Source organism: Aliivibrio sp. EL58 (genome assembly GCF_900312675.1).
Taxonomy (GTDB): Bacteria; Pseudomonadota; Gammaproteobacteria; order Enterobacterales; family Vibrionaceae; genus Aliivibrio.
Genome location: NZ_OMPC01000001.1, coordinates 310,410 through 329,249 on the forward strand (window position 1 = coordinate 310,410; position 18,840 = coordinate 329,249).

The window sequence follows — 18,840 nt, forward strand, 5'->3', positions numbered from 1 at the left end:
GTTAGAAAAATCATGCTATTAAATAAAGCATGTCTTATCAGAAGTTAATAACTTTAGGCTGCATTTTCTCTAATTTTAGCAACGTAATTATGAACTTCTAAATATTAAAAGAATGATTCCATTTTTGATGAATAGCAAGTGACCCCTTTCCTTAATAAATTATTCTTGGGTCTATCTGCTCGCCCCGTTACCTTTTCTTTTAATTCACGCCATGCAGATTGTGTTAACAGGCGACGACTTAATGGGGATTGCTCCGCAATATACTCATTTTTAAATATGGCTATCACCTCTTGAGTTTCGTATATGCCAAGCACCTTCATATTAATTGCGGGAATATCGAATGCAAAGCCTCCCTGTTCTATTTCTAATGGCACTTCTTCTGCCTCCCAAAGGTTGATTTTATCTCCACAGAAGAGGGCTACATTGAGGGCTCTCAATGACCATAAACTGCTGGCAGGTCCACTGTAATTATCGATCAAGCGTACATCTTCATCAAACAACCCTTGTGTGGGTATTCCTGCTTTTAACGCACCGTTACTAATAAAATATTTCAAGTTACAATGAAAAGCTCTTTTCGCTTCACCAATCGTTATCTTGTCGCTTTGTAGATCCACAGCCGCTAATAATGGTGCAGCAACAGCTAAGCGATAACATGCACTCCTCCCAAAAAACGGTAAGCCTTTCTCTGTAAAAAAATAACGATAATTGCCGACAAAATCAGACAATACATTTTTTATAAAATCAGAGTCAAAATCAGGGTTAATCTGGGTGAACCAATATAAACTATAATGAAAAGCCCACGCATTGTAATAATCGTAATTACCCTTCGCCCCATCACGAAACCAACCATCACCGACATAAAACTCTTTTATTCTTTCGTATTTATCATATTGAACGTCGTCTTCACCTGTTAACGCTTTCAATACAATTTGCACTGTCAGTACAAATAAATGCCAATTATTATCAACCGTTTCACAATGATTAACTTGTTTAAACCACGTCACTATTTGTAGTTTTTCACTCATTGAGAAACTGTCCCACACCCATTCTTTACTCAACCATAATGCTAAAGCTAAATCTGCACTCTCGCAGACTCTCTGATCACAATGATGAAGAGTGCCCCAATATCCTTTATGTTGCGGATTGGTTCCTGCTAAGAAAGCCTTACGGAGGACTTCTGGAACTAAAATTGGTTGCTGATTTAAACCTGTAATTATTGTATTAGATTTTCCATTGGCATGTAGCCACACCGCTAATGTAGGCAAAGTTCGACTTGTTCCCTCCATTGCATCTGTTCTTGCTGTTTGCTGGCTTGGTCTTCCCGGATAATAAGCATGGCTATAATCCCATACTGAGTAATGTACAAACGCCTCTGAAATATAACTAACAATGAAATCACATTGTTGTTTTAAAACTGTATTTTCATCTGAAAGAAGGTTTTTTATATATTCATCATGTTGCGTATATGCAGGCTTTTTATTTTTGTATCTAATGATATTTTCTTTAATCGATGTTACATACATCATTACATTTGGGTGTTCATAAGTAATGGTTGGCCGACCCGTTTCTCTTATCTGTTTTGGTTGATATAAAAGCGTTTGATTTTCGACTTTTTGCTTCATTTTTTATACTCCTCTCAAAAACGAAAAAAGCCACAAAACACAGAGGTTATGTGGCTTAAACAAAGTGCTGATTTACTCTTTGGCAGATTCAGTTAAAACTTGATAACGATCTTGACCCCACGCGACTGGTTTTGGTTTATCTTTAATCCAGTTATAAAAGGCGTTTTTCATCTCTTTTACTTTCTCTGGGTATTTTTTAGCTAAATCAATCGACTCAGACGGATCTTCTTTATCATTGAATAACTTCACTTTATTTGAACCATCATCATAAAAATATAAAGCCCAATCTTGATCACGAATAGCCCACGAACCTTTAGATAGTTTTTCTAAATTTGGATTATCAGGAATTGTGTTAGTTTCGTAAGTGATCCATTTCCAATAGCCGTACCAGAACGCATCATTTTCCTCGCTATAATGTTTAGCTCCTGGGCCTGCCCAATATAAATATTGATGCGGAGAACTCTCTGTTTTCCCTTCCAAAACAGGCATAATGTTTTTACCATCAACCTGCATATCTTTTGGAATATCAATGCCCGCCGCAGCTAATGCTGTTGGTAAAATGTCTAATGCTGAGATCAGTGAATCACTTTCACCCCCTGCAGGAATATGTTTTGGCCAATAAGCAACAAATGGAACTCTTACACCGCCATTGTACATTTGTCCTTTAAAGCCTTTATCCATCCCGTTCATTGGCATTGGTGACTCATGTACTGCACCGTTATCAGACAAGAAGAAGATGATGGTGTTATCTAACTCCCCTTTCTTCTCTAAGTTATCCATGATAATACCAAGGCTTTCATCCGCCGCATTAATAGCCGCAAAATACTTATCTGCCTCGACATTACCTGTATTAAATCTATCCATGTATTTCGCAGGAGATGCTTCTTCTAACGGAATATGAGGCACGCTAAATGCGAGATTAACAAAGAAAGGTTTATCGCCACTTTCATCGATGAACTTCAACGCTTGATCTGTTAAGTTATGCGTTAAATAACCCGGAGCTGAGATGTTTTTTCCATTTTGCCAAATTGCAGGAGAATCCCATAAAGCGGCACCAGATGCATAAAAACTATAAGAATAATCAAAACCACGATCTTCTGGTCCATAACCTTTTGGTGTTACTGTTATTTGATTATCATGGTAATCACGGGTGCGTTTATCTTCATCAACTAGATTCTTCCCAGCAATTTTAGCATTATGCCATTTACCAATAGTCGCAGTTCGGTAACCATTTTCTTGGAAAAGAGCAGGTAATAGTTTGATATCAAGCGGGATGCCCAATTTAGCATCATCATTACTGTACGTACCAAAACTGGTTGGGTGACGGCCTGTAAAAATACCCGCACGTGATGGGCCACATACAGGATGAGCCACAAACGCATTGGTCATTTTTATGCCATTCGCCGCCAGTTTTTCAACATTTGGCATCGCTCGTTGTGCGGCATCGATCATCTTATCCAAATCGCCCTGATACCGAACAGGTACAGAGCGTTTAGCTAACTCAGTTTTATCTAAACTGTCTAGGGCAAAATTAAGTTGGCCCGTACCTAAATCATCCATCACGACAAGTAACACGTTAGGTTGATCAGGATTTTGATTTGCAGCATAAGAAAGCGAAGGTGCAGCTACACAGGCAGCAGCGACTAGGCTTGCAATTACTGTCTTCTTCGATGAGGACAGGTTCATTTTTCACTCCTTGTTATTATTTTTAAATTTATATTGTTGCATTAGATCCGTAGGGTATTTTTGATAAGCGATACCGCGTCAATCGCAGTCCCTCCTTGTTGAATGGCTTGCGACATTAAATGCATGGCAGGTGCGGTTTGCGTAAAAATTTGCTGATAGGATTCACAAAGGTAATTATGTTTATGCTTTTCTCCATCAAGAGAAACAAGTCGATGTTTAGGACAACCTCCATGACATAAACGATACACATCGCATGTCTCACATTGACTCGTTAATTTAAGAGATTTTGCGGTACCAAACCTTTTTTGTTGTTTGCTTGTCGCCATTTGAGCCAATGTCGTCTGCTCAATATTTCCTAATTTATTTGCGGGATAAACATAGTGATCGCAAGAATAAATATCCCCATTAGCTTCAATGACCATTGCTTGTCCGCACTCTTTTGATTGAACACAAGTCGATGCTGGGTATCCCATCCAACTGCCTAAAATGCTGTCAAACATGCGAATAAAAATGTGGCCTACATCTTCTTTAAGCCATTCATTAAATACTGACATCATGAACTGACCATAACCATGAGAAGGCACAGAGAAGTGTGCTAACTCTGCATTTTTCTGTGGAGAATAATGCCTACTGCTTGGTTCTTGGCAATTCGCATTAACTTCAACAATTGGGATAAATTGCATATGAGTTGAACCGAGATCTTTTAATGCTAGATACGTTTCTCTACCACGTTGCCAATTTTGATCATTGATTACCGTTAGGGTATTAAACTCAACTTTGTATTCTTTTAATAATTCAAGTGCTCGTTTCACACGCTCAAACGTAGGCTTACCATTAACTGAAATACGATATTTATCATGAACCTCAGCAATCCCATCAATAGAAACACCAAGTAAAAAATCATGTTGAGAAAAGAACTCAGCCCATTGACGGTTAATAGCTACAGCATTGGTTTGAAAGCTATTAGTAATCGTTTTACCTTCAGCATACTGCTGCTGATATATCACCGCATTTCGATAAAAATCTAAGCCTGCTAATGTTGGCTCACCACCCTGCCAAGAGAAATCGACCTCTTGCCCCTGATGTGAACGAATATAATCACGTACATAACGTTTGAGCATTCCATTCGACATATTTTCACTTGGCTCAGATCTCGTCTTGTTCACCACGCCATCTTTTTCTAAGTAGAAGCAGTAATCGCATTTTAAGTTGCAGTGAAAACTGGTTGGTTTTGCCATCATATGAAAAGCAGCATGTTGTGCATTAGAAGCCATAACGTTCCCTATCGAAAGTATTTGAAAGCAAGAGCAACAATACACGAAAGCAAACTAAGATTTAAAGATCGACATCACAAACAAACGAAAGAAAACAAAAATAAAAAATTTGCGATACTGATCGATAAACAACCAATTCATTTTCATTACCCTATAAACGAAACTCATCGAAAGTAAATTTTTTTAATTATAAATTTCACAAATTCATCAATATTTAAAGGGAATGGATTATGTATAACGCAAGAAAACATCGTTTAAATACGATTGCTCTCTCTATGTTATTTCTATTTACAGGGAGTACTTACGCTGAAAAAAATGCTGAGTCAGCACAATATTTAGCAAGTGATTTTGAACAAGTAAGAAGCAATTGGGCAGAAAACTATTTAGGAGATCCCACAACCACATTTGATCAAACACTAAAAACTATGGTGACCAGTACCAACACTTCAGCTCAAAAGAACTGGGATAGCATGACACCGCAACCAAACAGTTTAGGTGTATGGGATGACTTACCATTAATAGATAAAAGCGACACATTAGGCCCTAATATACGTAGCTCTTACCAACGTTTATTCACCATGGCAAAAGCCTATCGTTTACGTGATGGTAACTTAGAAAATAACCAATTATTGCTAAATAACATCATGACTGCCATGAACTACATAAATCAAAACTTTTACTTTGTTAATCAATTAGAATATGGAAATTGGTGGCAATGGGAGTTAGCAATTCCAAAAGATATTCATAACATTTTAGTCTTACTTTTTGATGATATAAAAGACAATTACCAAGCTATTTTAATCAATCACCTTAACGCTACACGTTACTTTACTCCAGACCCAACCCACTTAGGAGTAAGCTCTGGAGCCGCAGAATCATCCAATCCTAATTATCGAGTATCAACAGGGGGTAACCGAACCGACAACGCTCAAGTTGTACTTATTCGTGGCATGCTTGAAAACAATAGTGAAGAAATCAGCCAAGCAATTGCGGCTCTGCCAGCGGTTATTGAATATGTTAGCGAAGGGGATGGCTATTACACTGACGGGTCATTCTTGCAGCACTCTGATATTGCTTATAACGGCACATATGGCAATGTTTTACTTGGTGGTTTAGGCATTCAAATGAACGCAGTCGCAGGCTCACCTTGGAGTATGGATAGCCAAACCATTAGCGCCGTTTACAATATCATTAACCAATCGTATGAACCTTTGCTGTATAAAGGAGCAATGATGGATATGGTTAATGGCCGTTCTATTTCTCGAAGCGCGGAACAAAATCATGATGTTGGGTTAAACATTGTCAACTCTATGGTGTTCTATACCAATGGACCAGATAGCGATAAGAATAAACAACTGTCATCACTGATCAAAACCCAAATAACCGATGATACTTATCAAAACTTCTTTGATAAAATTTACTATGTATCCACGTATCAGGCTGCTCAGCATATTGTTAATGACCCTACGATTTCACTTAAAGATCCTCTGATTGGTAATTTCAGCTACCCTTCAATGGATCGTGTTGTGCACCGTAGAAATGATTGGGCTTTCGCTTTAGCAATGCACTCATATCGTATTGGTAACTACGAATGTATGAATGGTGAAAATCTTAAAGGTTGGTTCACTGGCGATGGTATGACTTATTTATATAATGACCAAATTGATCATTACACTGGATATTGGCCAACCGTAGATTCATCTCGCATACCAGGAACTACCGTTGATAATCAAATAATGACCGATTGTACTGGTGAGCGAGGAGGTAAGAATTTAAATACCAACATGCAATGGGTTGGTAGCACGTCACTAAGCCAGTACGGTATTGCTGGGATGCAATTTTATAATTGGAGTGACACACTAAGTGCCTATAAATCTTGGTTTATGTTTGATAATGAAGTCGTCATGCTTGGTTCTAACATTAAAGACCAAAGTAATGGAAATAACATAACTACGATTGAAAATAGAAAGCGCTTAGCAGATACGCAATTATTTATTGATGGCACAGAGCAAACAGCACTGCCATATCAAGGAGCACCAACCACGTTTAGCATTCGTAATGAAACACTCACTAACAGTGATTTAAGCTACGTTATGTTAACGCCTAAAACCATATCAATAAGCCAAAATGATGTAGATGGTAATTGGAGTGATATTGGCAATAGCAAAGGTGATGTTTCAGACTCATACTTAAAAGCGACACTGACTCAAGCTGATCAAGCAAATTACCAATACGCCCTACTTCCTAACCAAAACAACGATGCTGTACAAAACTATGCTCAACATCCTGATGTCACTGTTCTACGTCAAGATGAACAAGCACACGCGGTACAAGAAAACACCTTAAATATCATTGCTGCAAATAATTGGAAAAGTAGTCCCGTTGATATCACCGATACTATTACACTGAACTCAATGATGGGCTTTATGATTAAAGAAGAAAGTTCAAATACGTTCACTGTTGCAGTTAGTGAACCAATTCAGACTATCAATAGCGTAAACTTTACCTTTGATAAGCAACGCATTGTAATTAAAGAAGATATTGAGAACCGTGTGGTACTAAATGGCACAACGATTACCATTAATACCTCTGGTTTACAGGGACAGTCTTATTCTTTCCAAATAACAACTCAAGATTAATTAGCCTATAAAAAAGCCATAAGACGATTTTCTTATGGCTTCTATTTTAATAGAATATATACAAATCAAAACTCTCGATTCATGCATTTCATACCATCTATTAATGCAGTCATTTGCTTTGGCTCAATATGACGAGTCAAATCTTGGACAAGCTCAAGATGCAAACTATTATGGTGCTCGTGCACTGCTCTTCCTGCTTCAGTCAATACAACTAAAATCGAGCGTCGGTCATCTTGGTGAGGGCTTCGTTCAATCAATCCAGCTTTTACAAGCTTATCAACTTGAACTGTTAATGTGCCTGTCGTTATACCTAACTTATCTGCAAGTTCTTTCATCCGCATTGCATCATGAGCACCTAGTACTTCAATCGTATGAACTTGTGCTAATGAATAGCCCGTATCTTTTACAACAGATTGTTCCCACGAAGAAAGCTTGTCATAGAATTCAGTGAGCAGTTGATTTAATACTTTTAGTTCTTCCATTATCGTTTCCGTGATTGATTTCAATGGTTAGATGATGGATTTTATCAAACTTTAATAATTGATGCTTATATGAATCAACAGATTGAGGTTCATTCGATACTAACGAAATTACAGCAGAATAATGATCAGCACTGATTTTCCAAATATGGATATCAGACACTTCAGTGCCATCTGATTCTAATTCTGAAATAACCTGCTTTTTATAATCCAATAAAATACTTTCATCAAGCAATATGGGACTCGTTTGCTGCATTAAACCAATCGCCCATTTAGTAATAACCAAAGCACCAACTATACCCATGATAGGATCAAGCCACGTCAAACCTAAATATTTACCGACAATTAACGCAACAATAGCTAATAAAGATGTTAAGGCATCAGCCAGTACATGCATATATGCTGCTTTTAAATTATGATCATGATGGTGGTCGTGATGATGGTGATCTTGTAACAAAAACATGCTTGCTACATTCACAACTAAACCAATGATGGCTACAACGATAGATTCATTAAACTGAATTGATAAGGGTGAAAATAAGCGATGAATAGATTCAAGAAACATAATAATAGCAACAATACCAAGCGCAATAGCACTTGTATATCCGCCTAAAACACTCACTTTACCTGCCCCAAAAGAAAATCGACCAGTGTCTGCATATTTTCGTGCGTATCTATAAGTAAACAAAGTAATACAAAATGCCGCCGCATGAGTTCCCATATGCCAACCATCAGCTAATAATGCCATTGAGCCATATATTGTCCCTGCTGAAATTTCAACAATCATCATAGCAACAGTAAGAATCAGGACATACAGTGCTCCTTTTTCACCTTGATGGTTATGAGAAACAAAGTCATGAGTGTGCTTCCCTTGTTGTTCTAAAAAATTAGCCATGTAAATTACCTTGATTATCAAATAAAACATTATATATATAGTTTGACGATCAAATCAAATTCATTATTAGAAATAATGCCGTAATTTCGGTCGATTTTATCAACATAAGTTTCCATAAATACAAATGGAATTAATAATGATTTGCATTACCATGACTTCACTCAACGAAATAGGATGTTTTTTATGTTTGCCAGTATGACAATTGTATTTAGAGAAGGCTTAGAAATGGCCATTATTGTTTCTTTGCTTTTAGCCGCGACAAAAGATATACCCAGCAGATCAAGATGGATTCTAGGAGGAACAGGAGTTGGAATCCTTATCTCTTTATTACTAGCTATTCTAGCGTTAAACAACGCAACCATTACGACATTAATTGAAGGAAAAATGACCGGTGGGATTATTCTCGCGTTATCTAGTATTTTAATTGGTTATACAGTTATTTGGATGAAATCAAACGGAATGAAAGCTTCTCAAGATATCAAAGCTTCAGTAAATGATATCAAAGAAAACAATAAACCTTTATTTTCATTAAGTTTGGTCGCTTTCTTTTGTGTGTTCCGTGAAGGTATTGAAGTTGTATTATTCCTTTTAGGCTTAACCAGCGATAGCGAAACCACTGGGGTTTCAATATTAAGTGGAAGCTTAGTTGGAGCTGTTGGTGCGATTGCTGCAGGCGTTGCAATGTACTTTGGCTTCATCAAAATCAATCTTGGTAAAGTATTCAATTTCTTTGCCGTATTGATGTCATTTTTAGCAGCAGGCATGGCGATGAATGCGGTAAGTAAGTTTACTTCTGCAGGGCTCATTAACCCAATCATCAATCCATTATGGAATAGCACTGCTTTACTTGATCACCATTCAAATTGGTTTGGCTTATTTATTCACGTAATGTTTGGATACACAGAAAAACCAAGTTTAGCGCAACTCATCGCATACGTAGCTACATTGAGTATTCTTTTTGTATTAACGAAAAATCAAACAAAGCAGTTAATAAAAGCAAAAACTGCAGCTTAATGATTGAGTAAAATGACACTGAATCAATAAATAAAAAAGCCGATCACATGATCGGCTTTTTGGATTCAAGGTGTCAGAGAAATTCTTATTCAGCTAGCTTAGCAACCTCAGTAGCCGCTAACATAAATGCTCCCGCGCCATAATCAATATTATGTTCAAACTTCACGTCACGTGGATTAAAGGCTGGTAACTGTACCCAACCAATCATACCGTTATCGTGAATGCATTCGAGTAACGCTGCCCACGCTTTTTCAATGACAGGTAAGTAGGTTTCTTTATCTAACTCACCCGTATTAACCCCCCATGCTAAACCATAACAAAACAGAGCGGTTGCACTACTTTCTGGGGCAGGGAAATTTTCTGGCGCTAATAAGCTAGTACGCCAAAAACCATCGTCTTGCTGGTATTTAATAACTTCAGCCGCTAAATGTGTGAATAGAGTAATGTACTCTGAACGGTTCATATAATCTTCTGGCATATTCGCTAAAATACGAGGAATAGAGGCTAATACCCACCCTATACCACGGCTCCAGAAAACTTTATTACCATTTTCTTCTCGTAACTCTTCGCCATTTCCCGTTGGAATATAGCGATGATCACGATAATACAACCCTGTTTCTGTATCGAATAAATGTTCTGCAGAATCCCAAAAAGCGGTATTCATATAATCCAGATATTTTGAGTTACCCGTCTGTTTTGATAACGCGACAAATGCAGGTGGGGCCATAAACAACGAATCACACCACCACCAATCTTTACGACCGAGCTCTGGTGAATCAACCATAATATCAAGCGCTTTGATTGTTGGTTCTAATGCTTCTGGTTGATTAAACTCTGGGTAAATATCAAGATATGCTTGGCAACATACATGATCATCAGCAAAGCGAGCATTAGGCCCAGATCTAAACCCTGTATGTAAGGCATAACCTTTTACTCCATCTAAATACTCGCTATCGCCTGTTGCTTTCCATGCTGCAGCTGTGCACGACCAGAATACTCCACGCTCCCAATCAGTATCTTTGATAAAACGTGTTTTACCACTCCGTCTTATTACACTTCTTGTTTGGTTTTCAGCTTGGTAACGATACACTCGTTTCATTGCCTGTAATACGTCTTGCTTTGTTCCTAATGCCATTTTACCGCTCCTTCTGTATTACATTAACGAGCCAACCAGCCACCATCAACAGCAATCGTATAACCATTAATGTAATCACTTGCTGATGATGACAAGAATATTGCTGGTCCTTCGAGATCAGAAGGTAATCCCCAGCGATTTGCAGGGATACGCTCTAAAATAGCCGCATTTCGAGCTTCATCGGCGCGGAGGGCTGTTGTGTTATCTGTTGCCATATAACCCGGAGCAATCGCATTAACATTGATATTATGTTCTGCAAGTTCTGTTGCTAGAGCACGAGTTAATCCCATAACCGCTGATTTACTTGCGGTATAAGAAGGAACACGGATGCCACCTTGATACGACAACATCGATGCAATATTGATGATCTTACCGCCATTTCCCTGTTTAACAAATTGCTTAGCCACCTTTTGAGAAAGGAAGAATAATGTCTTTTGATTAATATTAATAACGTCATCCCAATCTTTTTCAGAGAACTCAAGTAAGTCTTCTCGACGAATAATACCGGCATTATTAATTAAGATATCAACATGTCCCATCACCTCGACCGCTTCTGAAACGAGTTCTTCTAATCCTTCTTGCTCCATCAGATTTGCAGTAATGTAATGAAATTTACGACCTAATGCTTTCACTTGCTCTTCTGTTTCTGGTGCGGCTTGGTGACCAACACCTACAATATCTGCACCGGCTTTTGCTAACCCTAATGCCATACCTTGACCAAGGCCAGTATTACACCCCGTGACGATGGCAACTTTGCCAGTTAAATCAAAAAGTTTCATGTTTATCCCTATTATTTTGAGAATATGTTGCCAATGAATACCGGCAACATAACAATATAATTAAAATGACTATTTAATATCAGCCATTGCTACGTGGTCCATATCATGGAAAGTCTGGTTTTCACCGACCATTCCCCAAATAAAGGTATATGACGAGGTTCCCACACCCGAGTGAATAGACCAACTAGGGCTAATTACTGCTTGCTCATTACGGATAACCATATGACGAGTCTCTTGTGGCTCTCCCATGTAATGAAAAACAATATTGTCGTCTTTCATGTCAAAGTATAAGTACACTTCCATACGACGTTCATGAGTATGGCAAGGCATGGTATTCCATAGGCTACCTGGGGCTAATTCTGTCATTCCCATTAATAACTGGCAGGTTGGTAATACTGATGGATGTAGATACTTATAAATGGTTCGAACGTTACAGTTTTCTTGATTACCCAATGTTTCAGGAGAGGCTTCTTCACGTGTAATTTTACGAGTTGGATAAGCATGATGTGCTGGCGCGCAATTTAAATAAAAACGAGCTGGATCTTTTGGATCAATACTTTCAAAATTGATCTCCTTTGCACCCATACCCACGTACATTGCTTCACGTGCGGCAATCTCAAAGGTTTCACCATCGACAGTAACTCGACCTGCTTGACCTATATTGATAATCCCTAACTCACGACGTTGCAAAAAGAAGTCAACACCAATTTCTTTTCCACCTTCAAATGGAACTGTTTCTGATGTTGGTACAACACCACCGACAATAATACGGTCGATATGGCTGTAAGTAAGCGTAATGTAATTTTCTTGGAACATACCTTCAATAAGGAATTGCTCGCGTAGACCTGCAGTATCTAATTGTTTTGCATGGTCACTATGAATTGGTTGGCGAATTTCCATTTTAAACCTCTAAACATTATCTTAATATTTTCATTCATATAAATGGCAAGGGTTAATAAACCCATTTGCCTTTCATCATTGTGTTTTGTATTTCAAAATCTTGATTAACGACGGTAAAACTTGCATCCATTCCTGAAGCGATACTTCCTAACCGTTGATCTATTTCTAAGTATTTAGCAGGAACTGAGGTTGCCATTTGCACAGCTTCCCACTCAGGAACTCCGCTTAATTGAATCATGTTTCTCAAAGCTTGATCTAAACTGCACGTACTGCCAGCAAGCGACCCACACTTTGTTCTGGCTTCACCATTAGTGACTGTGATGGTTTGAGCGCCAAGTTGATAATCACCATCATCAAGGCCTCCTGCTCGCATACAATCAGTAATAAGCGCGATGTTTTGGTAGCCTTTCATTCGATAAGCAAGTTGCATCATGACTGGATGAACATGGATACCATCAGCAATAAGCTCTGCAAGCATGTCATGGTATAAAACCGCACCAGTACAACCCGCCTCACGATGGTGTAATCCACGCATACCATTAAATAAATGCACACCACAATCAGCACCTAATTGATAAGCCTGAGTGACTTGTTCAAAAGTCGCATCTGTGTGCGCGATCGATGTTTTTATCTGTCTGTCATGCAACCATTTAATGGCTTCCATCGCTCCATCAGCTTCTGGAGCAACAGCTACGCGTAATAAAGAGTTACCGCCAACAAGATGAAGCTCTTCTAACTCTTGCTGTGTTGGTGATTTTAAATAAGCACTCGGATGAGAGCCTTTATGAGTTTCAGTAAAATAGGGGCCTTCAAGAAAGCAACCTAATAATTCTGCTCCGCATTCTTGTGACCCTTGAATCCAGGATTTCACGGCCTCAATTGCACTAACAATGCTGTCCCACGGTGCTGTTACCGTTGTACCAACCCAAGCAATAACACCCGTTTGAAGCAAGGCGTCAGAAATCGTTTGTAATGCATCAGGTGTTCCATCCATCACATCAGAACCAGCTCGACCGTGAATATGAATATCAATAAAGCCCGGTAGCAATGTTTTCCCTTTTAAAGGCAAGATCTCACAATCTTTAGGCTTGTACTCTGTTATAGCTTCGACTTTTCCATCGTTCACAATAACGTAATGATTTTCTTTAATACCATCAGCGACAAACACACGTTGTGGATATAAGGCATAACGCATATTACAATCCATCTTCACATTCAGGTTCTGGTTCCATAAACAATTCAAGCTGTAATCGCATGTCTTGCATACATGAAGAACCAATCTCTAATAAGGTAACGACCAACTCTTTAACTGTCGTGTCGTCTCGCTCAAAAGCAGCATTAGCAATCATTGGTAAGTTCGCACCACCTATCAACTCAACGTTTTCAGTGTCCATTAAAATGGTTAAAGCACGATTTGCAGGAGAACCACCTGGGATATCCGTTAAAAAAAGTACCCCTTCACCAGAATCAACACGTTTTGCCGCAGCTCGCAGTGCTTGCTCTAACTCATCGGTCGACATTGATTCAACAAAATCGACAAACTCCATTTGTTCTTGCTCGCCAGCAATTGCTTTTACTGCCGACTCAACCCCTGTTGCAAAATTAATGTGGCCTGAAACTACAATACCAATCATGATTTAATCCCTGTTACCAATGCGTTATATAATCTTTTGAAATTAAAGGGGGAAATCACTCCCCCTATATCGCTTTCAGTTGTGTTTTTACAAAATACCGAGGTAATGGCCAACAACGCCAGCCGCTAAGGTTGAGAATATTAGAACAGGAGGCTTCGCCCAAAAGCCAGTTCCTTTAACCATTTTCAACATGAAGAAAACAAGAGCTAATGGCAAAATATTCGGCATGATTTTGTCAAATAACGCTGTTTGTAATTCAACGATCTTTCCTCCAAGTTCAAGTGAAAGCGTAGTTTGAACCTTAATAAAGGAAGCGGATAATGCCCCAATAACAAAGATACCCATGATATTCGCGGCTTTTGCCAATTTCTCAGTTGCATCGCTCATGTTAACCATGGCTGCGGTGCCCGCTTTGTACCCCATAAACATCAAACCAAAATACACAAAGAAGTGTACAATTTGATATAGAAAGAAGAATACAAATGGACCAGCAATTGAGCCTTGCATTGCGATTGATGCACCTAATGCAAGAGTCAAAGGCATAAGTGTCATGTGATCAATTGCATCACCGATCCCACCTGTTGGTCCCATACCTGCTACTTTCATTACGTTAACAGTGGATGGCTTTTCTTTGTTCTCTTCCATTGCAATGGCAGTACCAAGCAAGAAAGTAAATAGTTTTGGACTAGCATTAAAAAATTGAAGATGATTTTTTGTTGCTGTTGCTAAATCGCGCTTATTATTGCCATGTATCTTTTTCAACGCTGGGACAATTGAATAAGCAAAACCACCACCTTGCATTCGTTCAAAGTTAAAGTTGCCTTCCATGAACAAGCCACGAATGGCGCATTTCCATAAATCTTTTTTCGAAATAACTTTTCTAACTTCTGTATCTTGATATTCATCAATACCATCAACTAAGCTATTTGGATTCGCAACTTGCGTGCCTTGGTATTCATCAGCACCATCAATTAAAATTTCTGTTTTAGATACCATCTTCAAAATCCTCTGGCTCTTGATTTGAATTTCCATTTCCACTAAAGAAGTAATATAAGGCAGCAGCTGACGCACCTAAAATTGCCACGGCCATAATTGGTAGTTGTAAGTAAGTCGTCATTACAAATCCAATAAAGAACACCCCTGCCACTTCTTTTGACCACATAATTTTCAGTAACATTGCAAAACCAATTGCAGGAACCATCTTCGCGCCAATACCTAAGCCTTCTAATAATGTTTTTGGCGCGTTGGCATCAATCCAAGCGGCACCATGCTCGCCAAAGTAAACGGTAAGAAAGGCAACAACAGCGTAGAGCATTGACCGCATCGTAATGGTTGAAAGTAAGAGAAAATCTATGCCATTCGTGTTTGCTTCTTCAGCGTATTTGTCTGCTTTACCCATAGTGAATGAGGTCATAGCAAAGAAACCAATGATCAGCATTTGCATAAGTACTGCGATAGGCATACCAACACCCATTGCAACTTCTGGTGATTGACCAGTCATAACAGCAAACGCAACAGCAGCTATCGTCCCCATAGTTACATCTGGCGGCTGAGCTCCAGCATTAGGCACTAAACCTAACCATGCTAATTCCAGTGTTGCACCTGCGATTAAGCCTATTTGCATATCGCCCATAATGAGGCCAACAACTGGCCCAGTGATAAGTGGTCTATGAATATTCAGTGCGACATCGTATTTATCGATGCCACAAAAGAATGCCCATACCGCCACTAAACTTGCTTCAAATAACATAAATACCTACCTAGGCTGCTGTTTTTGCTAGTTCAAGAACGTTAATTGGTGTTTGGTCTGGTGTATTCTGAATGGTGCATGTCACCCCTTTATCTACCATTCTTTCAAACGCTAGTATGTCGGTTTTATCAACTGAAACCGTTTTAGCTATTTGGCGTTTTCCATCGTGATAATGCATGTTGCCAACATTACAATGTGTAATAGGAACCCCACCTTCAACTAAACGCGCCACGTCTGTTGGGTTATTACATAAGATGAAAATTTTCTGTTTCGGTGATGCTTTATGAATCACATCGATTGTTTTTTGGATTGAGAAGAAACGCACTGCATATTCTCCACCAGCAGATGCTTTCATTCCTGCTTGCATAAATGCAGCATTCGGTCCTTCAGCTGCATCATCATTAGCTACAAGAATCAAATTAGCTTCAGAATGTTTTCCCCAAGTAATTCGAATTTGGCCATGAAGTAGACGCTCATCGATACGCGTCCAAACGATTTGTGGTCCTGTCATAATAGTTCCCTGCTTTAATTTTTATTATTAAAAGTATGAATATTGACACCTTGAACAACCCGATTAACTTCACCTGTAGGGCACGGATTATCAGGGGTATTACCAAGTGCAACTGCGCGATGGAATGCGTAAGCTTGAGCAAACAACATATAAGGAAACAGCAGTTCAACATCTGAAGCCTTTTCCATCTCAGGTACACGAATGATGTTCTCATCAGCAACCACATCATTAAATTGAGCGGTGATTGCAATGACTTTTTTAGCGATATTGTCACGACGTAGTTCAGCTAATAAATCTAAATCGTATTGACGGGTGTAAGGGTCATTTGAAATAAAAACAATAATCATGGTTTCATTATTAACGATAGATTTAGGGCCATGACGAAAGCCAAGAGGTGAATCGAAATAACCAACGACTTTACCTGCTGTAAGCTCTAATAACTTTAATGCAGACTCTTGAGCTAATCCTTTCAAACCACCGCTACCTAAATAAATAACCCTACTAAAATCATGGGAAGCAGTATCTCTGACATTGGAATTAATTTCTTTGATCAACTCCTCAGAACACTTACAAATGCTTTCGATTTCTTTCGATTTGTTATTTTTGTGCGTTAAAGCAGAAAAACAAGCTAATGTCATTGACGAGAAACTAGAGGTCATCGCGAATGACTTATCGTTTGTTTCTTCAGGCATCAATAAAACAAGTGCATTTTTCTCATGCTGAAACTGAGTAAACAACGCTCCTTCACCATTGCAAGTTAAGATCAGATGATAACTATTAGATAAGCACTGATTGGTCAGATTTACAGCAGCTACGCTTTCGGGGCTATTACCTGAGCGTGCAAACGAAACCAATAATGTTGGGATATCCTCTGCCAATACTTCTGCTGGGTTCGATACGATATCGGTTGTTGAAATATCTTCTACACGGCATTTCAATACACGAGATAATGTCGGAGCAATAGCTTGCCCTGCAAATGCTGAAGTGCCAGCACCGGTTAAGATAATTCGACGTTCAGAATGCGTGTTCCACTCATCCATAAAAGCTGAGATCTCGACAATATTGTCTTGGATTATTGCATGGGTTCTTCTCCAACTCATTGGTTGTTGAGTAATTTCTTTCGCAGTCCAAAAGCCAGAGATTTGTTCTAATTCAGGTTCTGAGTAGCCAAGATAATGGTTCATAATGCAATGCCTTCTTCTTTATTTTGTTTGCATGCCTTCGCATAACTACGAAGAGTTTGACGAATTTTGTCGAGTACTAATGCTTTCGGATCTGAGCTTAATTGACCTTCACGAACTGCATGAAATTGCGCAGATAAATGTTGGCTAAGTAAAGGAAGTGGGATACCACTACGGGATAAATTGTTAAATAACGTTACTTGCGCTTGATTAATATTTTCATCTGGCCAGTAATAACGAATTCGGTCACTAAAGCTGTAACTACGAGAGAATCGTTGTTGCGCTTCATTACCTTGATAATACGGTTGCCAATATTCTGGAGAGTCACACATTTCTTTTTCGATATGCTCACGTAGATCTGAACAATGTGCTTTAGGGATAAGTTGTTCTTCGATATCACATAAATTGTATAAGGCTTCGCGTAGAGCAAAAGTCAATGCTGGTCCTACTTTCAAAATAGCAAAATGATCTTTAACAAGAGACTGGTAGGCTTTATCGGTTTGATAATCCGTTGAATGAGCTTCAAACACCATGTGATCAAAATCATTTACAACTTTACTCAGTTCGGTTGCGTCTTCAGGGCGGTAATCAATCACACCAGTGTGGTCAAACTCAACACCAGGTTGCACAACTAATCCGACAACACGTTGCCAACATTCCGCAATTTCTGCTCTTTCAAATGCAAATTGGTGTGCTTGGATCGTTTTTCGGGCCGCTTCCGGGGAAGTAACTTGGAGGGTATCTAACTCTTCTGCAGCGCCACCAGGAACAGGAACTTCAGTGCCAATAACATAAACAAGATCACTATGGCCAAAACATGTATTTGCAGTTTTTTCTGCAATTTTAGCTAATCTTGCTGCACGTTCGGCAACAATTTCATCAGAGAGAGGACTTGGATCATCAGAACAAGACATACTGCAATCAAGATGGATTTTTTTGAATCCAGCAGCAACATAAGCTGCGATGAGATCGTCAGCGTTTATCATGGCTTCTTTAGCCGTTAGTTTCTGCCAACGATTTGGACCAAGGTGATCACCACCAAGAATGAGTTTCTCGGTTGGGAAATTAAGTGATTTTGCTAGCTGTAGTACAAAGTCTCGAAAATCAGCAGGCTTCATTCCTGTGTAGCCACCAAATTGATCAACTTGATTAGAAGTTGCTTCAATTAATAACAAGGAATCATCACTTAACGCTTGAGAAAGCGCCGCTTCAATAACAAGCGGGTGTGCAGAACAAACAGAATAAATACCATTTTGTTCACCCGCTTTATGACGCTGTACAAGGTGTTGAAAGGTGTTCATTTACTAACTCCATACTGTATCTAAATGCAGCTATGGAGTT

At 38.9% G+C, this 18,840-nt stretch carries 17 protein-coding genes; 2 read left to right on the plus strand and 15 right to left on the minus strand.

Translation table 11 applies throughout. The annotated features are described in order from the left end of the window. Positions 1–104 precede the first annotated feature (104 nt). From ED622_RS01340 to ED622_RS01350, 3 genes are all read right to left on the minus strand, one after another. Entirely contained in the window at positions 105–1,622 is a 1,518-nt protein-coding gene (locus tag ED622_RS01340; protein WP_122032179.1) for a DUF2264 domain-containing protein, read from the minus strand. Between the two features lie 72 nt (positions 1,623–1,694). Next, the gene (locus ED622_RS01345; protein WP_122032180.1) at positions 1,695–3,308 is read right to left on the minus strand and encodes a sulfatase; all 1,614 of its coding nucleotides are present in this window, start codon (positions 3,306–3,308) and stop codon (positions 1,695–1,697) included. 41 nt (positions 3,309–3,349) lie between these two features. Then, entirely contained in the window at positions 3,350–4,582 is a 1,233-nt protein-coding gene (locus ED622_RS01350; RefSeq protein WP_122032181.1) for an anaerobic sulfatase maturase, read from the minus strand. A gap of 230 nt (positions 4,583–4,812) precedes the next feature. On the opposite strand from ED622_RS01350, the gene ED622_RS01355 reads away from it, so the two are divergent. Then, positions 4,813–7,221 (plus strand): polysaccharide lyase 8 family protein, encoded by a 2,409-nt coding sequence (locus ED622_RS01355; protein WP_122032182.1) that lies wholly within the window; start codon positions 4,813–4,815, stop codon positions 7,219–7,221. Between the two features lie 65 nt (positions 7,222–7,286). Here ED622_RS01355 and ED622_RS01360 read toward each other — a convergent pair whose 3' ends face one another. Both ED622_RS01360 and ED622_RS01365 read right to left on the minus strand, forming a co-directional pair. Further along, the gene (locus ED622_RS01360; protein ID WP_122032183.1) at positions 7,287–7,703 is read right to left on the minus strand and encodes a MarR family winged helix-turn-helix transcriptional regulator; all 417 of its coding nucleotides are present in this window, start codon (positions 7,701–7,703) and stop codon (positions 7,287–7,289) included. Next, positions 7,666–8,595: a cation diffusion facilitator family transporter gene (locus ED622_RS01365; RefSeq protein WP_122032184.1), complete on the minus strand. Its 930-nt coding sequence runs from the start codon at positions 8,593–8,595 to the stop codon at positions 7,666–7,668. Before ED622_RS01365 ends, ED622_RS01360 begins: the two co-directional genes overlap by 38 nt. A gap of 183 nt (positions 8,596–8,778) precedes the next feature. On the opposite strand from ED622_RS01365, the gene ED622_RS01370 reads away from it, so the two are divergent. Beyond that, positions 8,779–9,609, plus strand: a complete 831-nt coding sequence (locus ED622_RS01370) for an FTR1 family protein (RefSeq protein WP_254052568.1) — start codon at positions 8,779–8,781, stop codon at positions 9,607–9,609. Positions 9,610–9,694: 85 nt separating this feature from the next. Here ED622_RS01370 and ED622_RS01375 read toward each other — a convergent pair whose 3' ends face one another. From ED622_RS01375 to kbaZ, 10 genes are all read right to left on the minus strand, one after another. Continuing rightward, positions 9,695–10,744: a glycoside hydrolase family 105 protein gene (locus ED622_RS01375; RefSeq protein WP_122032186.1), complete on the minus strand. Its 1,050-nt coding sequence runs from the start codon at positions 10,742–10,744 to the stop codon at positions 9,695–9,697. 23 nt (positions 10,745–10,767) lie between these two features. Next, the gene (gene kduD, locus ED622_RS01380; RefSeq protein WP_122032187.1) at positions 10,768–11,523 is read right to left on the minus strand and encodes a 2-dehydro-3-deoxy-D-gluconate 5-dehydrogenase KduD; all 756 of its coding nucleotides are present in this window, start codon (positions 11,521–11,523) and stop codon (positions 10,768–10,770) included. A 69-nt stretch (positions 11,524–11,592) separates the two neighbouring features. Beyond that, positions 11,593–12,423, minus strand: a complete 831-nt coding sequence (gene kduI / locus ED622_RS01385) for a 5-dehydro-4-deoxy-D-glucuronate isomerase (protein ID WP_122032188.1) — start codon at positions 12,421–12,423, stop codon at positions 11,593–11,595. A gap of 52 nt (positions 12,424–12,475) precedes the next feature. Then, on the minus strand, positions 12,476–13,618 hold the full coding sequence (nagA, locus tag ED622_RS01390) for an N-acetylglucosamine-6-phosphate deacetylase (RefSeq protein ID WP_122032189.1): 1,143 nt from the start codon (positions 13,616–13,618) through the stop codon (positions 12,476–12,478). Between the two features lies 1 nt (position 13,619). Then, the gene (agaF, locus tag ED622_RS01395) at positions 13,620–14,057 is read right to left on the minus strand and encodes a PTS galactosamine/N-acetylgalactosamine transporter subunit IIA (protein WP_060993205.1); all 438 of its coding nucleotides are present in this window, start codon (positions 14,055–14,057) and stop codon (positions 13,620–13,622) included. Between the two features lie 87 nt (positions 14,058–14,144). Continuing rightward, complete coding sequence (locus tag ED622_RS01400; protein ID WP_122032190.1) at positions 14,145–15,053, minus strand: PTS system mannose/fructose/sorbose family transporter subunit IID; 909 nt, start codon at positions 15,051–15,053, stop codon at positions 14,145–14,147. Continuing rightward, the gene (gene agaW / locus ED622_RS01405) at positions 15,043–15,807 is read right to left on the minus strand and encodes a PTS N-acetylgalactosamine transporter subunit IIC (protein WP_060993203.1); all 765 of its coding nucleotides are present in this window, start codon (positions 15,805–15,807) and stop codon (positions 15,043–15,045) included. Before agaW ends, ED622_RS01400 begins: the two co-directional genes overlap by 11 nt. Before the next feature lie 10 nt (positions 15,808–15,817). Then, a complete protein-coding gene (gene agaV, locus ED622_RS01410) occupies positions 15,818–16,318 on the minus strand; it encodes a PTS N-acetylgalactosamine transporter subunit IIB (RefSeq protein ID WP_061012464.1) in 501 nt (166 codons plus the stop codon). A 14-nt stretch (positions 16,319–16,332) separates the two neighbouring features. Next, positions 16,333–17,502: an SIS domain-containing protein gene (locus ED622_RS01415; protein ID WP_122032191.1), complete on the minus strand. Its 1,170-nt coding sequence runs from the start codon at positions 17,500–17,502 to the stop codon at positions 16,333–16,335. After that, positions 17,499–18,800, minus strand: a complete 1,302-nt coding sequence (gene kbaZ / locus ED622_RS01420; RefSeq protein WP_122032192.1) for a tagatose-bisphosphate aldolase subunit KbaZ — start codon at positions 18,798–18,800, stop codon at positions 17,499–17,501. Before kbaZ ends, ED622_RS01415 begins: the two co-directional genes overlap by 4 nt. Positions 18,801–18,840: the final 40 nt, after the last annotated feature.